16 protein-coding genes and 3 riboswitches are annotated in these 20,010 nt (G+C 72.9%); of the genes, 7 read left to right on the plus strand and 9 right to left on the minus strand.

All coding sequences use genetic code 11. The features are described 5' to 3' along the window. The first annotated feature begins 42 nt into the window (after window positions 1-42). Genes ABZ671_RS25105 through ABZ671_RS25115 form a run of 3 tightly spaced genes read left to right on the plus strand, consistent with a single transcriptional unit; the run spans window position 43 to window position 4,948 of the window. Window positions 43-2,121, plus strand: a complete 2,079-nt coding sequence (locus tag ABZ671_RS25105) for a magnesium chelatase subunit D family protein (RefSeq protein WP_357862432.1) — start codon at window positions 43-45, stop codon at window positions 2,119-2,121. Next, window positions 2,121-2,735 (plus strand): cob(I)yrinic acid a,c-diamide adenosyltransferase, encoded by a 615-nt coding sequence (gene cobO, locus ABZ671_RS25110; protein WP_357862434.1) that lies wholly within the window; start codon window positions 2,121-2,123, stop codon window positions 2,733-2,735. Before ABZ671_RS25105 ends, cobO begins: the two co-directional genes overlap by 1 nt. Continuing rightward, the gene (locus ABZ671_RS25115) at window positions 2,732-4,948 is read left to right on the plus strand and encodes a cobyrinate a,c-diamide synthase (RefSeq protein ID WP_357862436.1); all 2,217 of its coding nucleotides are present in this window, start codon (window positions 2,732-2,734) and stop codon (window positions 4,946-4,948) included. Before cobO ends, ABZ671_RS25115 begins: the two co-directional genes overlap by 4 nt. 41 nt (window positions 4,949-4,989) lie before the next feature. On the opposite strand, the gene cobN is transcribed toward ABZ671_RS25115, so the two are convergent. Next, entirely contained in the window at window positions 4,990-8,628 is a 3,639-nt protein-coding gene (gene cobN, locus ABZ671_RS25120; RefSeq protein ID WP_357862438.1) for a cobaltochelatase subunit CobN, read from the minus strand. A gap of 72 nt (window positions 8,629-8,700) precedes the next feature. Continuing rightward, window positions 8,701-8,783, minus strand: a riboswitch (cobalamin riboswitch). A 67-nt stretch (window positions 8,784-8,850) separates the two neighbouring features. On the opposite strand from cobN, the gene ABZ671_RS25125 reads away from it, so the two are divergent. Genes ABZ671_RS25125 through ABZ671_RS25135 form a run of 3 tightly spaced genes read left to right on the plus strand, consistent with a single transcriptional unit; the run spans window position 8,851 to window position 12,196 of the window. Beyond that, window positions 8,851-10,053: a precorrin-3B synthase gene (locus tag ABZ671_RS25125; RefSeq protein WP_357862441.1), complete on the plus strand. Its 1,203-nt coding sequence runs from the start codon at window positions 8,851-8,853 to the stop codon at window positions 10,051-10,053. After that, window positions 10,050-10,679 (plus strand): precorrin-8X methylmutase, encoded by a 630-nt coding sequence (locus ABZ671_RS25130; protein ID WP_357862443.1) that lies wholly within the window; start codon window positions 10,050-10,052, stop codon window positions 10,677-10,679. Before ABZ671_RS25125 ends, ABZ671_RS25130 begins: the two co-directional genes overlap by 4 nt. Before the next feature lie 2 nt (window positions 10,680-10,681). Continuing rightward, window positions 10,682-12,196 carry a precorrin-2 C(20)-methyltransferase gene (locus ABZ671_RS25135; protein WP_357862445.1) on the plus strand — a complete coding sequence of 505 codons (1,515 nt, stop codon included), beginning with the start codon at window positions 10,682-10,684 and terminating at the stop codon, window positions 12,194-12,196. Here ABZ671_RS25135 and ABZ671_RS25140 read toward each other — a convergent pair. From ABZ671_RS25140 to ABZ671_RS25150, 3 genes are all read right to left on the minus strand, one after another. Then, window positions 12,184-12,945 carry a cobalt-precorrin-6A reductase gene (locus ABZ671_RS25140; RefSeq protein WP_357862447.1) on the minus strand — a complete coding sequence of 254 codons (762 nt, stop codon included), beginning with the start codon at window positions 12,943-12,945 and terminating at the stop codon, window positions 12,184-12,186. The genes ABZ671_RS25135 and ABZ671_RS25140 overlap by 13 nt on opposite strands. A 183-nt stretch (window positions 12,946-13,128) precedes the next feature. After that, complete coding sequence (locus tag ABZ671_RS25145; protein WP_357862450.1) at window positions 13,129-13,884, minus strand: CbtA family protein; 756 nt, start codon at window positions 13,882-13,884, stop codon at window positions 13,129-13,131. A 17-nt stretch (window positions 13,885-13,901) separates the two neighbouring features. Further along, on the minus strand, window positions 13,902-14,120 hold the full coding sequence (locus ABZ671_RS25150; RefSeq protein WP_357862451.1) for a CbtB domain-containing protein: 219 nt from the start codon (window positions 14,118-14,120) through the stop codon (window positions 13,902-13,904). A 32-nt stretch (window positions 14,121-14,152) separates the two neighbouring features. Then, a riboswitch (cobalamin riboswitch) is annotated at window positions 14,153-14,290 on the minus strand. A gap of 89 nt (window positions 14,291-14,379) precedes the next feature. Here ABZ671_RS25150 and ABZ671_RS25155 point away from each other — a divergent pair. After that, window positions 14,380-14,955 (plus strand): histidine phosphatase family protein, encoded by a 576-nt coding sequence (locus tag ABZ671_RS25155; protein WP_357862453.1) that lies wholly within the window; start codon window positions 14,380-14,382, stop codon window positions 14,953-14,955. Window positions 14,956-15,006: 51 nt separating this feature from the next. On the opposite strand, the gene ABZ671_RS25160 is transcribed toward ABZ671_RS25155, so the two are convergent. The 5 genes from ABZ671_RS25160 to ABZ671_RS25180 form a co-directional block, all read right to left on the minus strand. Further along, the gene (locus ABZ671_RS25160) at window positions 15,007-15,705 is read right to left on the minus strand and encodes a (2Fe-2S) ferredoxin domain-containing protein (RefSeq protein ID WP_357862455.1); all 699 of its coding nucleotides are present in this window, start codon (window positions 15,703-15,705) and stop codon (window positions 15,007-15,009) included. Further along, window positions 15,702-16,463 (minus strand): ABC transporter ATP-binding protein, encoded by a 762-nt coding sequence (locus tag ABZ671_RS25165; RefSeq protein ID WP_357862458.1) that lies wholly within the window; start codon window positions 16,461-16,463, stop codon window positions 15,702-15,704. Before ABZ671_RS25165 ends, ABZ671_RS25160 begins: the two co-directional genes overlap by 4 nt. Continuing rightward, window positions 16,463-17,467 carry an iron chelate uptake ABC transporter family permease subunit gene (locus tag ABZ671_RS25170; RefSeq protein ID WP_357862460.1) on the minus strand — a complete coding sequence of 335 codons (1,005 nt, stop codon included), beginning with the start codon at window positions 17,465-17,467 and terminating at the stop codon, window positions 16,463-16,465. Before ABZ671_RS25170 ends, ABZ671_RS25165 begins: the two co-directional genes overlap by 1 nt. Before the next feature lie 56 nt (window positions 17,468-17,523). Then, window positions 17,524-18,510, minus strand: a complete 987-nt coding sequence (locus ABZ671_RS25175; protein ID WP_357862462.1) for an ABC transporter substrate-binding protein — start codon at window positions 18,508-18,510, stop codon at window positions 17,524-17,526. Window positions 18,511-18,540: 30 nt separating this feature from the next. Further along, window positions 18,541-18,716, minus strand: a riboswitch (cobalamin riboswitch). Between the two features lie 779 nt (window positions 18,717-19,495). Next, a partial coding sequence (locus tag ABZ671_RS25180) for an RNA-guided endonuclease TnpB family protein (protein WP_357862464.1) occupies window positions 19,496-20,010 on the minus strand: 515 nt, incomplete at its 5' end.

Genomic DNA, 20,010 nt, shown 5'->3' on the forward strand with positions numbered 1-20,010 from the left:
TCGTGACCGGCCGTGGGCGAGGACCCGCGCGAGGTGAAAGGTGTGACCGTGCGGTCGTACCCGTTCTCCGCCGTCGTCGGCATGGACGACATGGCGTTGGCGTTGAGTCTGTGCGCAGTTTCCCCGGCGATCGGTGGTGTGCTGGTCCGGGGTGAGAAGGGCACGGCGAAATCCACCACGGTCCGGGCCCTGACAGCCCTGTTGCCGCCCATCGAGGTGGTGGACGGCTGCCGCTTCTCCTGCGATCCGGCTGTGGTCGACCCGCACTGCCCGGACGGACCGCACCCGGCCTCGCCGCCCGCGCGCGCCCGGCCCGCCCGGCTGGTGGAACTGCCGGTCGGAGCCGGCGAGGACCGGGTCCTCGGCGCGCTGCACCTCGAACGCGCACTCAGCGAGGGCGTGACCGCCTACGATCCGGGTCTGCTGGCCGCCGCCCATCGCGGTCTGCTGTACGTCGACGAGGTCAACCTGCTCCACGATCACCTGGTCGACGTGCTGCTCGACGCGGCGGCGATGGGGCGGGCCACGGTGGAGCGCGACGGCGTGTCGGTGACCCACGCGGCCCGGTTCGTGCTGGTGGGCACCATGAACCCCGAGGAGGGGGAGCTGCGGCCGCAGCTGCTGGACCGATTCGGTCTCACCGTCGAGGTCGCCGCGAGCCGGGACCCGCAGGTGCGGGCCGAGGTGATGCGCCGGCGCCTGGCGTACGAGGCCGACCCGGACGGCTTCGCCGCCCGCTACGCCGACGCCGACGCGGCGCTGGGCGCCCAGGTCGCCCACGCCCGGAAGCTGCTGCCGGCGGTGCGCCTCGACGACGCCATGGTGACCCGCATCGCCGCCCTCTGCGCCGCCGCCGAGGTCGACGGGATGCGCGCGGATCTGGTCATCGCCCGCACCGCGATCGCGCACGCCGCCTGGTGCGGACGAACCGAGGTGGTGGTCGGTGACGTTCGGGTCGCCGCCCGGCTGGCCCTGCCGCATCGCCAACGCCGCAACCCGTTCGACCCTCCCCAGCAGGACCAGGCGGAACTTGACCGCGCTCTGAGCGACGCTGGCCTGGACGAGCCGCCGCCCGGGGGCGAGCCGGAGCCGCCCTCGGACGACCCGACGCCTCCGGACGGCCCCCAGGGCCCCGACGGCCCCGACGACCCTGACGGGCCACCCGACGGCGGTGTACCGGGCGAGGCGGCGGACGGCGGGCGCGACGACGAGCGGCCGTACCGGCAGCGCTCCGACACCCGACCGGCTACCGGATCCGGCGGTGATCGGCCCCGTGCCGCGCCGGTGCCGGCTGCCGCGCCCTACCGGGCGCGACTGTTGCAGGTCAGCGGGACCGGCGCCGGTGCGGCCGGACGCCGGTCCGCCGCGCTCACCACCAGCGGACGCACCGTCGGCGCACGGCGTGCCACCGACGGGCTGCCCGGCCGACCGCACCTGGTGGCGACGCTGCGCGCCGCCGCGCCGCACCAGCGAGCCCGCGGGCGGCGAGGCCCCGGCATTGTGGTCCGCCCAGTGGACGTCCGGCTGCCGGTGCGGCAGGGCCGGGAAAGCAACCTGATCCTGTTCTGCCTGGACGCCTCCGGGTCGATGGGTGCCCGGCAGCGCGTCGGTGCGGTCAAGGCGGCGGTGCTGTCCCTGCTGTTGGACGCCTACCAGCGCCGCGACAAGGTCGGGCTGGTGACCTTCCGGGCCGCCGACGCCGAGGTGGCCCTGCCGCCCACCGCCAGCGTGGAGGTGGCAGCGACCCGCCTGGAAGCGTTGCCGACCGGGGGCCGCACTCCGCTGGCGGAGGGCCTGCTGCGCGCCCGCGAGGTGCTGCGCGTCGAGCGGATCCGCGACCCGCGGCGGCGTCCGCTGCTGCTGGTGGTGACCGACGGGCGCGCCACCGCCGGTCCGGACGCCGTGGCCCGTGCTCGGCACGCGGCCCGGCTACTCGCCTCTGACGGCGTCTCCGCCGTGGTCGTCGACTGCGAGCAGGGCCGGGTCCGGATGGGGCTGGCCGCGGACCTCGCCGTCACTCTCGGCGGGGAGCACATGCCCCTGGAAGATGTCGCCGCCGACTCGCTCACCCACGCGGTGCGATCCCGCACCGCCACCCAGCGCAGAATGGGAGCCGCCTGATGCCACAGGGACAACCGGTCGCCGTCCCCGACGACGGTCTCACCACCCGCCAGCGTCGCCACCGGCCGCTGCTGATCGTCCACACCGGGCAGATGAAGGGCAAGTCCACCGCCGCCTTCGGGCTTGCGCTGCGCGGCTGGAACCAGGGCTGGTCGATCGCTGTCTTCCAGTTTGTCAAGAGCGCCAAGTGGACGGTCGGCGAGGAGAACGCGCTGCGTGCCCTCGGCCAGGTCCACGAGCAGACCGGGCAGGGTGGTCCGGTCTCCTGGTACAAGATGGGTGCCGGGTGGAGTTGGAGCCGCACCCGCGGCACGGAGGCCGACCACGCCGAGCAGGCCGCCGAGGGCTGGGCGGAGATCAAGCGCCGGCTCGCCGCGAGCGAACACAACCTCTACGTGCTCGACGAGTTCACCTACCCGATGAAGTGGGGCTGGGTCGACGTCGACGACGTGGTGGAGACGCTGCAACAGCGACCCGGCCACCAGCACGTTGTCATCACCGGCCGGGACGCCGACCCGCGACTGGTCGACGCCGCGGACCTGGTCACCGAGATGACCAAGATCAAGCATCCGATGGACGCCGGACAGAAGGGCCAGCGGGGGATCGAATGGTGACCCTCCCCCCACGGCTGCTCATCGCCGCTCCCGCCTCCGGGCAGGGCAAGACGACGGTGGCCACGGGCCTGATGGCGGCGCTGCGGCAGCGCGGCCTAACCGTCAGCGGCCACAAGGTCGGCCCGGACTACATCGACCCCGGCTACCACGAGCTGGCCACCGGCCGCCGCGGCCGCAACCTCGACCCGTTCCTCCAAGGCGAGGAGCGCGTCCTGCCGCTGCTGCGGCACGGCGCCACTGTCGGTGCGCCCGCCGACCTCGCGATCATCGAGGGCGTGATGGGCCTACTCGACGGCGCCGTCGGCCGCGCCGGGTTCGCCTCCACCGCGCACGTGGCCCGGCTGACCCGCACCCCGGTGCTGCTCGTCGTGGACGTCTCCGGCGCCTCGCGCAGCATCGCCGCGCTGGTCCACGGCTTCGCCACCTTCGACCCGCAGCTCACCGTCGCCGGGGTCATCCTGAACAAGGTCGGCTCGGTGACCCACGAGGCGGAGGTCCGGGAGGCGCTCGCCGTCACCGGCATCCCGGTGCTCGGGGTACTGCGCCGCGACCCGTCGCTGGACACCCCCAGCCGGCACCTCGGCCTGGTGCCGGCCGCCGAGCGGGTCGCCGCCGCGCGACGCACGGTCGACGCCCTCGCCGCGCACATCGCGGCCGGCGTCGACCTCGACGCGGTCGTCGCGGTCGCCCGCCGCGCACCCGCCCTGTCTGGTCCCGCCTGGGACCCGGCCGCCGAACTCGCCGGCCTCACCGTCGACGCGACCGTGGCCGTCGCGTCGGGGCCAGCATTCACCTTCCGGTACGCCGAAACCGACGAACTGCTCGCCGCCGCCGGCCTCCGGCTGGCCCCCGTCGACCCGTTGCAGGATCCGACCCTGCCCGAGGACACCGCCGGGCTCTACCTCGGCGGTGGATTCCCCGAGGTGTACGCCGGCGGGCTGGCGGACAACGCGCCGCTGCGCCGGGCGGTGGCCGCCGCCGCGACGGCCGGCCTGCCGGTCGTGGCCGAGTGCGCCGGCCTGCTCTACCTCGCCCAGGACCTCGACGGCGCGGCGATGGCCGGCGTGCTTCCCGCGCGCGCCTGGATGACCGACCGGCTGGTGCTGGGCTACCGGGAGGCCAGCGCCGCCACCGCCAGCATGATCGCCGACGCCGACGACCTGGTCACCGGGCACGAGTTCCACCGCACCCGCGTCGAGGCCGCGGCCGGTGCGGAGCCCGCCTGGCGCTTCCGGCCCCGCCCATCGGCGGCGCACGGCACCGCCGCACCGACGCTCGACGGCATCGTCGGCGGTCCGGATGGCAACGTGCACGCCTCCTATCTGCACGTGCACTGGGCCGGGCATCCGGACCTGGCCGCTCGGTTCGCCGCCGCCGTCCACCGGCACGCCACCGGGGTGGCGGTGCCCGCGCCGCGGGCGCCACGCCCCGCTGTCGCGTCGCCGGCCGCGGAGGTCCACCCAGCCACCGTCGGCCGGGTCACCCTCGTGGGCGCCGGCCCCGGCGATCCGGGGCTGATCACGCAGCGGGGACTGGATCGCCTCGCCGGGGCCGATGTCGTGGTTGCCGACCGGCTCGTGCCGCACGCCCTGCTGCGCGAGCTGCGGCCCGGGGTGCGGGTCATCGACGTGTCGAAGGTGCCGCGCGGCGCGTTCGTCCCGCAGGAGCGGATCAACCAGATCCTCGTCGAGGAGGCCTCCGCCGGGCACCGGGTGGTGCGGCTCAAGGGCGGCGACCCGTTCGTCTTCGGCCGCGGCATGGAGGAAGCGCAGGCGTGCCGGGCCGCCGGCCTGCCGGTCGAGGTGGTGCCGGGCATCTCCAGTGCCATCGCCGTACCGGAGCTGGCCGGGGTGCCGGTGACCCACCGTGGTCTCACCCAGGGCTTCACCGTCGTGTCGGCCCACCTGCCCCCCGGTGATCCGGGCAGCACCGTCGACTGGGCCGGCGTGGCCCGGGCGGGAACCACCATCGTGCTGCTGATGGCGGTGCAGACCCTGCCCGAGGTGGCCGCGGCGCTGCTGGCGCAGGGCATGGACCCGGCCACCCCGGCGGTCAGCATCGAGAATGGCGGCACCGACCGGCAGCGGGTCCTGTCGGGCCGACTGGATGACATCGCCGCGGTCGCCGCCGCCCACGGTCTGTGCGCGCCCGCCGTCACCGTTGTGGGGCAGGTCGCGGCGTTCGTTGACGCCGCCCAGCCCGCGGACGCCTGAGCGCGCCCCCGGGGCCGGACCGGCCCCGGGGGCGGAGCAGGTCAGCCGGCGTCCTCCAGGTCGCCCTCCACCTCCAGGTACGCCTGCCGCAGCGCGTCCATCAACGCCGGGTCGGGCTTGGCCCACAGCCCCCGGTCGGCGGCCTCGGTGAGCCGCTCGACGATGCCGCGCAGCGCCCACGGGTTCGACCGGCGCAGGAACTGCTGATTCTCCGGGTCCAGCACGTAGCTCTGGGCGAGTTGCTCGTACATCCAGTCGGTGACCACCCCGGCGGTCGCGTCGTAACCGAACAGGTAGTCCACCGTGGCGGCCATCTCGAACGCGCCCTTGTAGCCGTGCCGGCGCATCGCTGCGAGCCAGCGCGGGTTGACCACCCGGGCCCGGAACACCCGCGCCGTCTCTTCGGTCAGCGACCGGGTCCGGGTCGCGTCCGGGGTGGTGCTGTCGCCGATGTACGCGCGCGGCGCCTGCCCGGTCAACGCCCGCACCGTGGCGATCATCCCGCCGTGGTACTGGAAGTAGTCGTCGGAATCGGCGATGTCGTGCTCACGGGTGTCGGTGTTCTTCGCCGCCACCGCGATCCGCCGGTACGCCTGCTCCATATCCTCCCGGGCAGGCCGGCCGTCCAGGTCGCGGCCGTAGGCGAAGCCACCCCAGACCGTGTACACCTCAGCCAGGTCGGCGTCGTCGCGCCAGTTGCCGCTGTCGATCAGCGGCAGCAGTCCCGCCCCGTACGCCCCCGGCTTGGAGCCGAAGATGCGGGTGGTGGCACGGCGCTCGTCGCCGTGCCGGGCGGCGTCGGCGCGAGCATGCGCGGCGAGGTAGTTCGCCTCCTCCGGCTCGTCGAGGGCGGCCACGGCGCGGATCGCATCGTCGAGCAGCATCACCACGTGGGGGAAGGCGTCCCGGAAGAAGCCGCTGATGCGCAGCGTGACGTCGATGCGGGGCCGCCCCAGGTCGGCCAGCGGGATGATCTCGAAGCCGGTGACCCGCCGGGACGCGGGATCCCAGATCGGCTGCGCGCCGATGAGTGCGAGGACCTCGGCGATGTCGTCGCCGGCGGTACGCATCGCCGACGTGCCCCAGGCCGACAGCCCGACCGAGCGTGGCCAGTCGCCGGTGTCGCTGCGATAGCGCTCCAGCAACGAGGTGGCCATGGCCTGTCCGGTCTCCCAGGCCAACCGGCTGGGGATCGCCTTCGGGTCAACGGTGTAGAAGTTACGGCCGGTGGGCAGCACGTTCACCAGCCCGCGCAGGGGCGAACCGCTCGGCCCGGCGGGAACGTAACCGCCGTCGAGGGCGTGCAGGACCGCCTCCAGCTCCCCGGCGGTACCGGCCAGCCGCGGCGCCACCTCGGTGGCGGCGAAGGAGAGCACTCGCCGTACGGTGTGGCCGCGCGGGTCGTCCGCGCCGAGCACCTCGGCGCTGACCTGGTCCACCGCGTCGGACGCCCAGTGGTGGCGCTCCATCGCCTCGACCAGCTGCCGGGCCACCGCCTCGATCCGGTCCACCTCGGCGGTCTGCTCCGCCGCGGTCTCGTCGAGGCCGAGGGCGGCGCGCAACCCGGGCACGGCGTCGGCCTGCCCGCCGAATACCTGGCGGGCGCGCAGGATGGCCAGCATCAGGTTGACGCGGGCCTCGCCGGTCGGTGCCTCGCCGAGCACGTGCAGCCCGTCGCGGATCTGGGCGTCCTTGATCTCACACAGCCAGCCGTCCACGTGCAGCAGGAAGTCGTCGAACTCGGCGTCGTGCGGCCGCTGGTCCAGCCCGAGGTCATGGTCCAGCCGGGCGGCCTGGATCAGCGTCCAGATCTGTCCCCGGATGGCGGGCAGCTTCGCCGGGTCCATGGTGGCGATGTTTGCGTGCTCGTCGAGCAGCTGCTCCAGCCGCGCGATGTCGCCGTAGCTCTCCGCCCGCGCCATCGGCGGCACCAAGTGGTCCACGATGGTGGCGTGCGCCCGGCGTTTGGCCTGCGCCCCCTCGCCCGGGTCGTTGACCAGGAACGGATAGATCAGCGGCAACTCACCGAGGACCGCGTCCGGCCCGCAGCCCGCGGACAGGCCAAGATTTTTGCCGGGTAGCCACTCCAGCGACCCGTGCTTGCCCAGGTGCACCACGGCGTGCGCGCCGAACTGCTCGTCCAGCCACCGGTACGCGGCCAGGTAGTGGTGCGTCGGCGGCAGGTCCGGGTCGTGGTAAATCGCAACCGGGTTCTCCCCGAACCCGCGCGGCGGCTGGATCATCAGCAGCACATTCCCGGCGCGCAGGCCGGCCAGCACGATCTCACCGTCCCCACCGCGCGACCGGTCGACGAAAAGCTCACCCGGTGGCGGTCCCCAATGTGTGGTCATCGCCTCGCGCAGCTCGGCCGGCAGCGCGTCGAACCAGCGGCGGTAGGTGGCCGCCGGGACACGTACCGGGTTGCCGGCCAGTTTCTCCTCGGTGAGCCACTCCGGGTCCTGCCCGCCTGCCGCGATCAGGGCGTGAATGAGGCGGTCACCGTCGGCGTCTTCGCCGTCGCCGCCGGGCACCAGGCCGGGCAGCGCGTCGGGACCCTCGACCGGGCCGACGTCGTAGCCCCGCTCGCGCAGCGCCCGCAGCAGCCGTACCGCGCTGGCGGGGGTGTCCAACCCGACGGCGTTGCCGACCCGGGCGTGCTTGGTCGGGTACGCCGACAGCACCACCGCGATCCGCCGTTCGGTCGGCGGTACGTGCCGCAGGCGGGCGTGCCGCACCGCGATCCCGGCGACCCGGCGGGCACGTTCCGGATCGGCGACGTAGTGCGGCAGCCCGTCGGCGTCGGTCTCCTTGAACGAGAACGGCACCGTGATCAGCCGGCCGTCGAACTCCGGCACCGCCACCTGGGTGGCCGCGTCCAACGGACTGAGCCCGTCGTCGCTGTCGACCCACGTCGCCCGATCCTGGGTGAGCGCCAGCGCCTGCAGGATGGGCACGTCCAGCGCGGCCAGCGCACCGACGTCCCACGACTCGTCAGTGCCGCCGGCGGACGCCTCCGCCGGCCGGGTCCCCCCAGCGGCGAGCACGGTGACCAGCAGCGCGTCGGCCCGGCCGAGGGTCTCCAGCAGCCCCGCATCGGGGGTACGCAGGCTCGCGCAGAACACCGGCAACGGCACCCCGCCGGCGTCCTCGACCGCCGCGCACAGGGCCTCCACGAAGGCGGTGTTGCCGCTGAGCTGATGCGCCCGGTAGTAGAGAATCCCCACGGTCGGACCGGCCACCGTGGACGCGGGACGCGGCATCACCCCCCAGGTGGGCTGCTCGACCGGCGGCGCGAACCCCTGGCCGGTCAGCAGCACCGTGTCGCTGAGGAAGGCGTGCAACTCCCGAAGGTTGCCCGGCCCACCCTGGGCCAGGTAGGCGTGCGCCTGCGCCGCGATGCCCTGCGCCACCGTGGAGCGCGCCATCAGGTCCGCGTCCGGCAACTGCTCGCCGCCGAGAGCGACCACCGGCAGGTCACCGGCGAGCAGCGCGTCCAGGCCACGTTGCCACATCCGATAGCCGCCGAGGATACGCACCACCACCAGCTCGACATCGGCCAGCAGCCCGGCCAACGCCTCGGGTTCCTCACCCACCCGGGCCGGGTTGGCCAGCCGGTACGCCGCACCGCTGGCCCGGGCACTGAGCAGATCGGTGTCCGAGGTGGACAACAGCAGGATCATGCGGTCACCAGACCGGGCATGGTTGACTCCTCCCCCGGGTCCGCGCCCGTGGTCGTCGGTCGCGGCCGACCGGAGTGTCTGGCTCTCGACCCGGCACCTGGTGTGCCGAGCCGATGACAGTGGCGGGACCGCCCCGGACTCGCACCGGGTTCCTCCACGCCGACCGCGTGATGCTGATCTCGGCGCAGATCTGCGCCGAGATCCTGACTCTACGATGAGCCGGTGCCCGCTGTCTCCTCCCCGTCCGACCGTTCCGGCGGCGACCGGTGCCCCGGGGTGCTGCGGGCTCACGAGGCCGCCGACGGCTTGCTGGTGCGGATACGCGTCCCCGGGGGCCGGCTCAGCGTCCCGCAACTGCGCCGCCTGGCGATGGCCGCGCGGCGCGACGCCGACGGCGCGCTGGAGCTGACCTCCCGGGGGAACGTGCAGTTGCGCGGCATCCCCGACCCTCACGCCGTCGACCGGATCGCCGAAGTCCTGGTGGAGTCGGGGTTGTTGCCCAGCGCCACCCACGAGCGGGTCCGCAACATCGTCGCCTCGCCCCTGAGCGGCCTGGACGGGGCCGGACGCGTCGACGTCCGTCCCGTGGTGGCGGCCGTCGACGCCGCACTCTGCGCGGCCGGTGACCTCGCCGAGCTCAGCGGCCGTTTCCTGATCGCGCTCGACGACGGCCGGGGCGACGTCGCCACTCTCGGCGCCGATCTATGCTGGACGGCCGGCAGCGGCGCGCTGCTGCTGGCCGGGCGGGACGTCGGGCTGCGGACCGGCGCCGACAAGGTCGGCGAGGCGGTGGTCGTCGCCGTACGGGCGTTCCTGCGCCAGCGCGGCGGCCGGCGAGACGTGTGGCGCATCACAGACCTGCCGGACGTGCCCACGGCGATCGTCGCCGCGCTGGACGGTCCGCACGCCGACCCGGTCGACCCGCCGCGCGGCGCGCCGCCCCAGGTCGGCCCGCACCCGGCCGGCTTCGTGGTCGCGGCGGCGCCGTTCGGTCGGCTCACCACCGAACAGGCCAACACCGTGGCGGCCCTGGCTGATGGGCCCGTGGTGGTGACCCCTTGGCGCACGATCGTCGTGCCCGGGCCGCCCACAGTGACGGCGCCCCGGCTGGCCGAGGTCGGGCTCGTCGTCGATCCGGCATCGCCCTGGGTGGGGGTGACCGCCTGCACCGGCCGGCCAGGCTGCGGCAGCGCCCTGGCCGACGTGCGCGCCGACGCCACGGCCGCCCTCACCGCCACAGGCCCGCCCGCTGCCGGTGCGCTTCCGCTGCACTGGGCCGGTTGCGACCGCTGCTGCGGGCGTCCGCCCGGCCCGGCCGCCGTCGCCGTGGCCACCGGCACCGGTTACCGTGTCGCGAGTCCCCGTGGGGATGATCATCACGGCCCGCTGCCCGAGCGGGTGGCACAGGCACGGAGACCTCGATGAGCTACGACTACGTCCGCGACGGCGCGGAGATCTACCGCCGCTCGTTCGCCACCATCCGCGCCGAGGCCGACCTGTCCCGGTTCCCCGCCGACGTGTCCCGGGTGGTGGTCCGGATGATCCACGCCTGCGGCATGGTCGACCTGGTCAACGACGTGGACGCGCACCCCGAGGTGGTCGCCGCGGGCCACGCGGCACTGAAGGCGGGCGCGCCGGTGCTGTGCGACGCGGCGATGGTCGCAGCCGGCATCACCCGCAGCCGGCTGCCCGCCGACAACGAGGTGCTCTGCACGCTGCGCGACCCGGCGGTGCCGGACCTGGCGCGGGATCTCGGCACCACGCGCAGCGCCGCCGCGATGCAACTGTGGCGGGACCGGCTCGACGGAGCGGTGGTGGCGATCGGCAACGCCCCCACCTCACTGTTCCGGCTGCTCGAGATGATCGACGAGGGCGTCGGCCGACCGGCCGCCATCGTGGGGGTGCCCGTCGGGTTCATCGGCGCGGCCGAGTCCAAGCAGGCCCTCGCCGCACACCCGGCGGGGATCCCGTACCTGGTCGTGCACGGTCGCCGTGGCGGCAGCGCCGTCACCGCGGCGGCCGTGAACGGCATCGCGAGCGAGGTGGAGTGACGATGACGCAGCCCGGCACGCTCTATGGCGTCGGCGTGGGACCCGGCGACCCGGAACTGCTGACGGTCAAGGCCGCCCGGCTGATCGCCGAGGCCGAGGTGATCGCCTACTACTCGGCCCGGCACGGCCGCAGCATCGCCCGTACCATCGCCGCTGGCCTGTTGCGCGAGCATCAGCTTCACGAGCCGTTGGTCTACCCGGTCACCACCGAGGGCACCGACGACCCGGCCGGCTACGAGGGCGTCATCCGCCAGTTCTACGACGACAGCGCCGAGCGGCTGGCCGTCCATCTCGCCGCCGGCCGCGACGTCGTGGTGCTCTGCGCCGGCGACCCGATGTTCTACGGCTCCTACATGTACCTGCACGAGCGTCTCGCCCACCGGTTCCCCGCCGAGGTGGTGCCCGGTGTCACGTCGGTCAGCGCCGCCTCCGCCGTGCTCGGCCGGCCCCTGGTCGAACGCGACGAGGTGCTGACCATCCTGCCCGGTACGCTGCCCGCCGAGGAACTCGCCCGGCGGCTCGCCGACACCGACGCCGCCGCAGTGCTCAAGCTGGGCCGCACCTTCGACAACGTCCGCGCCGCCGTCGAGGACGCCGGCCGGCTGCCCGAGACGTGGTATGTGGAGCGGGCCACCTCGCAGCGGGGACGGCAGGCTCCCTTGGCCGAGGTGCCGGCCGATGAGGTGCCGTATTTCTCGCTGGCCCTGCTGCCCAGCCCGACCAGCGCGGCCGCCCGGGACGAGTCGCCGGCCCCGACCCCGGGGCAAGCGGGGGAAGTCGTGGTCGTCGGCCTCGGCCCGGCCGGACCCCGGTGGCTGACCCCGGAGGTGGCGCGGGCGCTGCGCGAGGCCGAGCACCTGGTCGGCTACGGCCCCTACGTCGACCGCGTGCCGGTGCGCCCGGGCCAGCAGCGGCACACCTCAGGCAACCAGGTGGAGACCGAACGGGCCGCGCACGCCCTGGAACTCGCGCTCGCCGGCGCCCGGGTGGTGGTCGTCTCCTCCGGTGATCCCGGAGTTTTCGCCATGGCCAGCGCCGTCTACGAGGTGGCCACCGCGCACGAGCGGTTCGCGGATGTCCCCGTGCGGGTCCTGCCCGGCCTCACTGCGGCGCAGGCCGCGGCGAGCCGGATCGGCGCACCGCTCGGCCACGACTTCGCGGTGATGTCGCTCTCCGACCGGCTCAAGCCGTGGCCGGTCATCGAGGCCCGGCTCGCGGCGGCCGCCGCAGCCGACCTGGTCCTGGCACTCTACAACCCGGCCTCGGCCAGCCGCCGCTGGCAGGTCGGCGCCGCCCGCGACGTGCTGGCGCGCCACCGCGACGCGAAGACACCCGTGGTGGTCGCCCGCGACGTCGGTCGTGTCGGTGAGACGATCACCGTCACCACGCTGGCCGAGCTCGATCCGGAGACGGTGGACATGCGCTGCCTGCTCATCGTCGGCTCGTCGACGACCCAGGTCAGCACGAGGGGCGACGGGTCCACCGTGGTCTGGACTCCGCGTACCTATCCCGGCTGAGTCGGCAGGGCGGACAGCCAGTCCATCGCCTCCTCGACCGTGGCCACCGCCGTCGAGGAGGCGACGGGTGCGGGACGCTCGATCATCAGCACCGGGAGCTCGAGGCGGCGTGCGGCCGCGAGTTTCGCTTCCGTGAGCGGGCCCCCGCTGTCCTTGGTCACCAGCACGTCGATGCGGTGGGTACGCATCAACTCCAGTTCGCCCTCAAGGGTGTAGGGGCCGCGACTGCGCAACAGCCGGACGTGGGCGGGGATCGGCTCCGCCGGCGCGTCGACGACCCGGGCGAGGATCCACAGTCCGGTCAGCGGCAGGAACGCCGAGATGCTCTGCCGGCCGGTGGTCAACAGCACCCGTCGCCCGAGCCTCGGCAGCATCCGCGCCGCGGCGTCCACATCGGGTACGCGGTGCCACCGGTCGCCCTGCTGGGCTGTCCAGCCCGGTCGTTCCAGCCGTAGATGGGCCACGCCGGCGGTGGCGGCGGCGTCGACCGCGGCGGCCCGCATCCGGGCCGCGTACGGGTGGGTCGCGTCCACGACGGCGTCGATGCGGTGCGTGGTGAGCCACCGCGCCAGGCCGCTGGCGCCGCCGAACCCGCCGACACGTACCTCACCCACCGGTAGGCGGGGATCGGCGACCCGCCCGGCCAGTGAGGAGATCACCCTCGTCGCCGGCTGGTCGACGAGCAGGGCGGCGAGGGCCCGTGCCTCGGCGGTGCCGCCGAGGATGAGCACCCGTCGCTCAGAAAACACCTGCATACCGTTCACTTCCATCGGCGGGGCGAGTTCCGGGATGGTCGGGGTCGGGCCTACCCTCGCGCCACAAGCCCGGAGCGCCCCCCACCACGGCCGGTGCCCGCCTCGGCAGCTTGAGCGAGGCGGGCACCACCAACAATCACTGCAGCATCACGATCGCGTCGGGTCGCGCGTTACGGCTCAACGGCCGACGCCGACCGCCGCCTCCTCCGTCGTGGCCGCACGCCGGCGCATGCGAGGTCCGGCGACCACGCCGAAGAGCAGTCCCAGGACGGTCCAGGTGGCGAGCTGGGTGCCGAGCGAGGCGAGCCGGAACTCCCAGAGTACGGAGGCGGGGAAGCCTTCGGGGATCTCGTTGATTGCCGGGAGGGCCATCTGGATGATGGCGATGAGTACGACGAACGCGCCGACGGCCGCGATGGTGGCGTTCCACGTGCCGTAGCGGGGATGCAGCCAGCGCCCGAAATACAGGGCGAGGAGCCCGACCGCGACCGCGATCACGATCATGAGGAAATGCAGGCCGGTTCGTTCGCCCAGGCTGTCCGGGTCGCCGGTGGCCGGCGGGTTGGCGGGGTACTTGAGAAAGGGTACGAACGCGACGGTCAGGAAGCCGCCGAGCGCGACGAGCGCGGCGGTCGCGCGGGGGCTGAAACGACCGATCCGGCCGTACGCGACAGCGAAGACAAGGGCGAACAGGCCGCCGAGCGCGACGCCGTACACCAGCGTGGCGGTGCCCAGGCCGACGGTGCTCTGCACGGTGCGGCTGAACAGTTCGTGCTCGTCGCCTTCGCCGTGCGCGGCGGCATGCATGGACTCGAAATCGATGGCCTGACCGACCGGGCCTTCACCAAAGAACGTGGCGAACAGGAAGGTGACGGCACCGGCGGCAAGGCCGACGAGCATGCCGCGAACAAGTAGCGAGCGTGCGGACAACATAGAAACTCCTGCCAGGCTCAGTGGCAGGGGAAGCCGAGCAGGTGGCGGCCGTCGTGCACGAACTCATGCACCGTTGCGCCGGAGAACAGCGAGAACACACCCTGTTCCACGCCGACGAAGTACAGCAGCACAGCCGCGAGGATCGCGCCGAAGATCGCCCAGGGCAGGATCTGGCGCAGCGGAATGGCGGCCGGTAGGGAAACGGCGGCGGGGGTGGGCAGTGACACGTCAGACATGACAAGAACCTCCTCGGGATCACGCGTCCCATAGCGGGTTTCGGCGACGGGGAGGGTCTGACTCCCGGCCAGGTGGGTTGGGCCCACAACCGGTTACAGTGGCGCGACCGTGCCGGCATCTCACCGGCTTCCTCCTGCCATCACGCTGTGCCCCGGACGGTACGGCTGACGAGGCAGGAGTGTCAACGTGCGGAACGAAACCGGATCTGTAGAGCACTCGGAGGAAACCGACGGTGGCGAGGCACGGAGGTCAGCTGGTATGAGCAGTCGCCTGGTACTGGTCAGCCACGCACCCACCGCGGCCACCAGGGCTGCCGCCTTTCCACAGAACGAGCCGCTTGACCCGCACGGTCTGGCCGACGCGGTGGCGCTCGCCAACGTGCTGCCCCGCGCCGACGAGGTCCGGTGCGGGCCGGCGCTGCGCTGTGTGCAGACCGCCGCCGCGCTCGGGCTTGCGCCGGCCATCGACGAGATGCTCCGCGACGCCGACCTCGGCCGCTGGGCCGGTCGTATGCTGGACGATGTCGCGGCTGCGGAACCGGACGCGGTTGCGGCCTGGTTGACCAACGCGGCCGCAGCACCGCACGGCGGCGAGTCTCTGCACGACCTGCTCGACCGGACTGGCCGCTGGCTTGGCGCCTTGCCCGGCACCGTGCGGACGCTCGTCGCGGTCACCCACCCGATGGTGATCCGTGCCCTGATCGTGAACGCGATAGGCGCCGCACCTGCCTCGTTCTGGCGGATCGACATCGCGCCGCTCACCGGGACCGTTCTGCGCGGTGGCTCCGGACGCTGGACGGTGCGGATGATAGCGGGTCCGCTGGCTTGCCAGTAGTGGCTCTGTTCGCCGCTCCCCCTGTCCCGGATCGAGCCGATGGCGGCACATTCACGAGTCGCGTGGGCGTCTGCCGTCAACCGGCATGCCGTCGCGCAGGTGCTCGTCGGCGATACGGACGGCGAGGTCGGCGTCGACGTGTTCGTACCAGATGTCGTCGGGATACACGACGACGAGCGGGCCGAGGTTGCACGGGAACAGGCAGCCGGTCGCGGTGACCAGGACGTCGTCGTCGCCGAGGCCATGCTCCGTCAGGCGTTTGCCGAGGGCGGCGGCGACGTGCTCGGCACCGTATGCGGTGCAGCGCGGCCCGCGGCAGACCAGCACGTGCCGGCGGTGTCGGGTGATCTGTGACCAGGCCGGGCTGCGGAACGGTCCGGGGTTGCCGTCGACCGTGGTGTGGTCGCCGGTGATGGCATCGGTGACTGCTGTGACCAGCGCGGGCTGCGCCGCCAGCGGCGCGGCGACAAGGATTCGTGTCTGCCGGTCCCGTGTGGTGCGCCAGTGGGCGACCGCGCGGCGGATCCAGGTGTCGAGGTACCGGTCTGGCGGTACGTGCGTGGCCACGAGCAGGACTTCGCCCTGCGCCGGTACGGCATCGAGGGCTGCGTGCAGGGACGGCTCGGCGCCGTCGAGGAAACACGCTCGCACCGGTACGCCGGTGGCCTCGGCGGCGGCCGCGGCGAGGCGGTGGATCGCGTCGTGGCCGCCGTGGTGGGTCGCCCCGCGTGAGACGAGCAGAACGTTCATGCTGCCGGCGCCCGGTAGGTGATGACCGGACGTCCGTCGTGCACGGTGACGTCGGCGTCCACGGCGTACACGTCGGCGAGCAGCGCGGGCGTCAGCACGCCGACCGGCGGTCCGGAGGCCACGACCCGGCCGTGGTGCAGCACCACCACGAGGTCGCAGAACATTGCGGCCAGGTTGAGGTCGTGCAGGGCGGCGAGGGTGGTGACGCCGCTGCGGCGGACCAGGTGCAGCAGCTGCAGCTGGTGGCCGATGTCGAGGTGGTTGGTGGGCTCGTCGAGCAGTAGCAGTTGCGGCTCCTGGGCCAGGGCCCGGGCGAGCTGCACCCGTTGGCGTTCCCCGCCGGACAGCGTCTGCCACTTGCGGTGCGCGTATCCGGTCATGTCGACGCGTTCGAGGGCGTCGGCGGCGGCCGCCCGGTCGGTGTCGCTGTCGGACCAGCGGGAGCGGCGGTGCGGGGTCCGGCCGAGCAGCACCACGTCCAGCGCGGTCAGGTCAAGGTCGGTCTCGGCGTACTGGGCGAGCAGGGCCATCCGCCGCGCCGCGGCGGCACGCGGCAGCCCGGCCACGTCGTCGCCCTCGACGGTCACGGTCCCGGACCCGGGGGCGATCAAGCCTGCGACGACCCGCAGCAGGGTGGTCTTGCCGGACCCGTTCGGGCCGAGCAGGCCGACCAGGCTGCCGCGCGGCGCCGAGCAGGTCACCCGGTCGAGGAGGCGAGCGGCCGGCACCGACCACGAGACATCACGGATGTCGAGCATCAGGCTTTCCCATCCTGACGGCGCAGCAGCACCACGAACGCGGGCACCCCGAGCAGGGCGGTCAGCACGCCCACCGGCAGCTCACGGGGTTCGAACAGGGTCCTGGCCGCGGTGTCCACCCAGATCAGAAAGATCGCTCCGGCAAGGACGACGACCGGCAGGAGCCGCCGGTGGTCGGGGCCGGTGAACCGCCGCGCGGCGTGCGGCAGCATCAGCCCGACGAAGCCGATCGCACCGCTGATCGCGACCAGCACGGCGGTCAGCAGCGCCGTGGTGACCAGCAGCAGCCACCGGACACGCCCGACGTCAACACCGAGGGCGGCGGCGGCCTCTTCGCCGAACGCGAACGCGTTGAGCGCCCGGGCAAACCAGAGGATCACGGCGAACACCGCCGCGAGCACCGGCGTCGCCCACCCGAGTGCGGTCCAGTCGGCGCGGGCGAGCGAGCCGGACAGCCAGAAGGTGATGCTGTGGGTCGCGTGCGGGTCGGCCACCCAGATGATCACGAACGAGGTCAGCGCGGAGCACAGCTGCGCGATGGCGACGCCGGCCAACACCACCCGGGTCGGTCGCAGGACCGCCCGCCGGCCGGCGGCAGCGACCACGACGGCGAACGCGGCGAGTGCCCCCGCGAACGCGCCCCCGGTGAGCGCCGCCGCACCCGCGCCGAGGCCCAGGACCAGAACGGCGACGGCGCCCAGCGACGCCCCGGAGGAGACGCCCAACAGGTACGGGTCGGCGAGCGGGTTGCGGGTGACGGTCTGCATGACCGCCCCGGAGGCGGCGAGCCCGGCCCCGACCACGGCGGCGCCCAGCACCCTCGGCAGCCGCAACTCCCACACGATGTGGTCGCGCAGCAACGGCACGTCGGCGCTCGTCAGGCCGAGGTGGTCGGTGATGACCAGCCACACGGTGCCCAGCGACAGGTCCGCCGGCCCTACCGTCACGGCCGCGCCCACCGACAGCAACAGGCCACCGGCGAGCACGACCACCACGGTCACCATGCCCACCGCCCGGACCGGCCGCGCCGGAGCCTGCGCCGGCCGGGTGGTAGCGGTGGTCAGTTGTTCACCCCGCCGACACCCCGGGCCAGGGCCTCCACGGCGAGCACGTTCCGCACGCCTGCGGAGGTAGAGGAGAAGTCCAGGACGACGTACCGCTTGTCCTTGACGGCGGGCAGGTCTTTGAGCGTCGCATGCTTTTCGAGGAACGCCTGCTTGGCGGCGGCGGTGTCCCAGCTCGCGTCAACGAGCACGATGACGTCCGGGTTGCGCTCGACGACGGTCTCCCAGCTGGTGTCGGCCCAGCTGCCGTTCAGGTCGGCGAAGATGTTGGTGACCCCGGCCGCGGACATGATCATGGCCGGGCTGCCGCAGCAGGCGCCGGCACTGGGCGCGTCGGTGCCGCCGTCCCACCACAGCACCCGCATGCCCTTCGCGCCCGCTGACACCTTCGCGATGCGCTGCTGCTGGTCGGCGATCAGCGTCTCGGCCCGCTCCCCGACGCCGAAGATCGCGGCGATCTCACGGATCTCGGCGAACACGTCATCCATCGTCAGCTTCGCCGGTCGCGTGTCTTTCGGGCAGCCGGCGGCGGAGATGTACGTGCCGACGCCCAGCTTCTGCCAGTCGGCGCGGTCGCCGACCCCCTCGTCGCTGAACGCGCTTGCGAAGGAGGCGTAGACGAAGTCCGGCGCGATGTCGAGCAGCTTCTCCTTCGACGGGTACTCCTTGGCCAGTACCGGCACCTTCGCGTGCGCGGCGGCGTACTCGGGCAGCACCTGGTCGTCGAGGTAGGCGGTGCCGGCCATCCGGTCCTGCAAACCGAGCGCCAGCATGATCTCGGTGGCGGGCTGGTTCATCGTCACCGCCCGCGCCGGGGGCTTCGTGATCGTGACCGGTGTGCCGCAGTTGGTGACCGAGACCGGCCCAGCCGCGGCGGACGCCGTGGTGGCCGGCTTGTTGTCGCCGGTCGCGGCGCAGCCGCCAAGCAGCGCGAGCAGGACGGACAGCGGCGCGGCAACGCGCCAGGACACAGGGGACCGCATAGCGGGACCACCTTCCAGCACCTCGTGGACGGGTCGTACAGGTGCCGTGGCCGGTCTCCTGGCTGACGGGTGGTGCGCCGGAGGCCGGCCTTCCCAGGCATTTGCGCCCAGTGACCTTTCGGTGGCCTCCAGCATCCCGATCACAGTGGCGAGGGCCGCACCGGTCTTACACCGGCTTCCCGAACACCACGGCCAGGCCACCCTAACCAAACCCGACGGCGGCGTCACCATGGCCTAGGTCATGGTCGGAGATCGCGTTGGTTCACCGTGCCCGTTCGCGTGGGGTGTCGTCGGGTCAGCCACGCGCGACGCGCTCAGCCGGCTCGGCGAAGGCGCCCGTCCGGGCCGGGGTCCGGACGACAGAGCTGACCGACTCGGGCGCGGGTCATGCCGACGACGTGGGCGATCTGGGCGTGGCGTCATCCCCTGCGACACCATCTCGTCAAACGCCTCACGGCGCAGCCGGGACAACTCGTTGACCGCCGCCTGATGCTCGTCGATAAGGTATGCGCACCCTCTCACCGCCAAACGTCGAGCCTCCCGACGTAGCGACGCCTGACAGAGCATCCGCAGCGCTTAACGCGAAATCAAGGAAGCAACATGCCGGCCCATCCGCCATTGGCACGACGCCGCAGGTCGGAGCGGGTGCCGCTGACGGGACCGGCGACCAATCTGTGGTGCGGTTACTGCCATCAAAGATCATCCGTTACCGGATGTTACCGCCGTTACCTGGGAAGATCTCCATCTCCCCAGGTCAACCGGTCGGGACGGCCGGATTTGAACCGACGACCCCTTGACCCCAGTAGTCCGGTGGCCCAGCGGCATGCTCACGCACGTTTGCCCAGGTCACTGAAAGCTTGACATCCTCCCGGCCCTGAAGGGACCGGGATTCCCACGGTCGCCCGTGAGGCTTCCTGTTTCATCGCCGACTGCCTGTCCGGGAGGACTTCTTCCCTTGAGGTCTTACACCAGCTCCGCAGGCGTTTCACCTCTCCGCCAGCCCGGCGGCGAGGACGTTCCTAGCAGCGTTGATGTCCCGATCATGCGCGGCCCCGCACCCCGGGCACGTCCAGACGCGGTCGTTGAGGGTGAGCGCAGTGTTGACCTGTCCGCATGCCGAGCAGGTCTTGGACGACGGATACCACCGGTCGACGGGGATCACCTCACGCCCGTACCAGCCGGCCTTGTACTCCAACATCCTGCGGAACTGGGACCAGCTCGCGTCGGAGATGACCCGCGCCAGGCGACGGTTACGCAGCATGTTCCGCACGCTGAGGTCCTCGATCACGACCGTTTGGTTCTCACGGACGAGTCGAGTGGTCAGCAGGTGCAGGTGGTCGAGCCGCCGATCAGCGATACTGGCATGAATCCGGGCCACCCTGAACCGGGCCTTCGCCCGGTTCGCGGAGTCCTTCTGCTTGCGGGCCAGGTCCCGCTGCGCTCTGGCCAGCTTCCGCCGGTCAGCCTGCCCGAAACGCGGGTTGACCACCTTCCCTTCCT

The sequence above is a fragment of the Micromonospora sp. NPDC006766 genome, from assembly GCF_040636055.1.
Classification (GTDB): domain Bacteria; phylum Actinomycetota; class Actinomycetes; order Mycobacteriales; family Micromonosporaceae; genus Micromonospora.

Coding starts and splice junctions, on each gene's coding strand:
- ABZ671_RS25150 (WP_357862451.1), bottom strand. CDS start 14,120: ATGTCTGACGTGTCACTGCCCACCCCCGCCGCCGTTTCCCTACCGGCC.
- cobN (WP_357862438.1), bottom strand. CDS start 8,628: ATGATCCTGCTGTTGTCCACCTCGGACACCGATCTGCTCAGTGCCCGG.
- cobO (WP_357862434.1), top strand. CDS start 2,121: ATGCCACAGGGACAACCGGTCGCCGTCCCCGACGACGGTCTCACCACC.
- ABZ671_RS25130 (WP_357862443.1), top strand. CDS start 10,050: ATGAGCTACGACTACGTCCGCGACGGCGCGGAGATCTACCGCCGCTCG.
- ABZ671_RS25160 (WP_357862455.1), bottom strand. CDS start 15,705: ATGAACGTTCTGCTCGTCTCACGCGGGGCGACCCACCACGGCGGCCAC.
- ABZ671_RS25175 (WP_357862462.1), bottom strand. CDS start 18,510: ATGCGGTCCCCTGTGTCCTGGCGCGTTGCCGCGCCGCTGTCCGTCCTG.
- ABZ671_RS25165 (WP_357862458.1), bottom strand. CDS start 16,463: ATGCTCGACATCCGTGATGTCTCGTGGTCGGTGCCGGCCGCTCGCCTC.
- ABZ671_RS25135 (WP_357862445.1), top strand. CDS start 10,682: ATGACGCAGCCCGGCACGCTCTATGGCGTCGGCGTGGGACCCGGCGAC.
- ABZ671_RS25170 (WP_357862460.1), bottom strand. CDS start 17,467: ATGGTGACCGTGGTGGTCGTGCTCGCCGGTGGCCTGTTGCTGTCGGTG.
- ABZ671_RS25145 (WP_357862450.1), bottom strand. CDS start 13,884: ATGTTGTCCGCACGCTCGCTACTTGTTCGCGGCATGCTCGTCGGCCTT.
- ABZ671_RS25155 (WP_357862453.1), top strand. CDS start 14,380: ATGAGCAGTCGCCTGGTACTGGTCAGCCACGCACCCACCGCGGCCACC.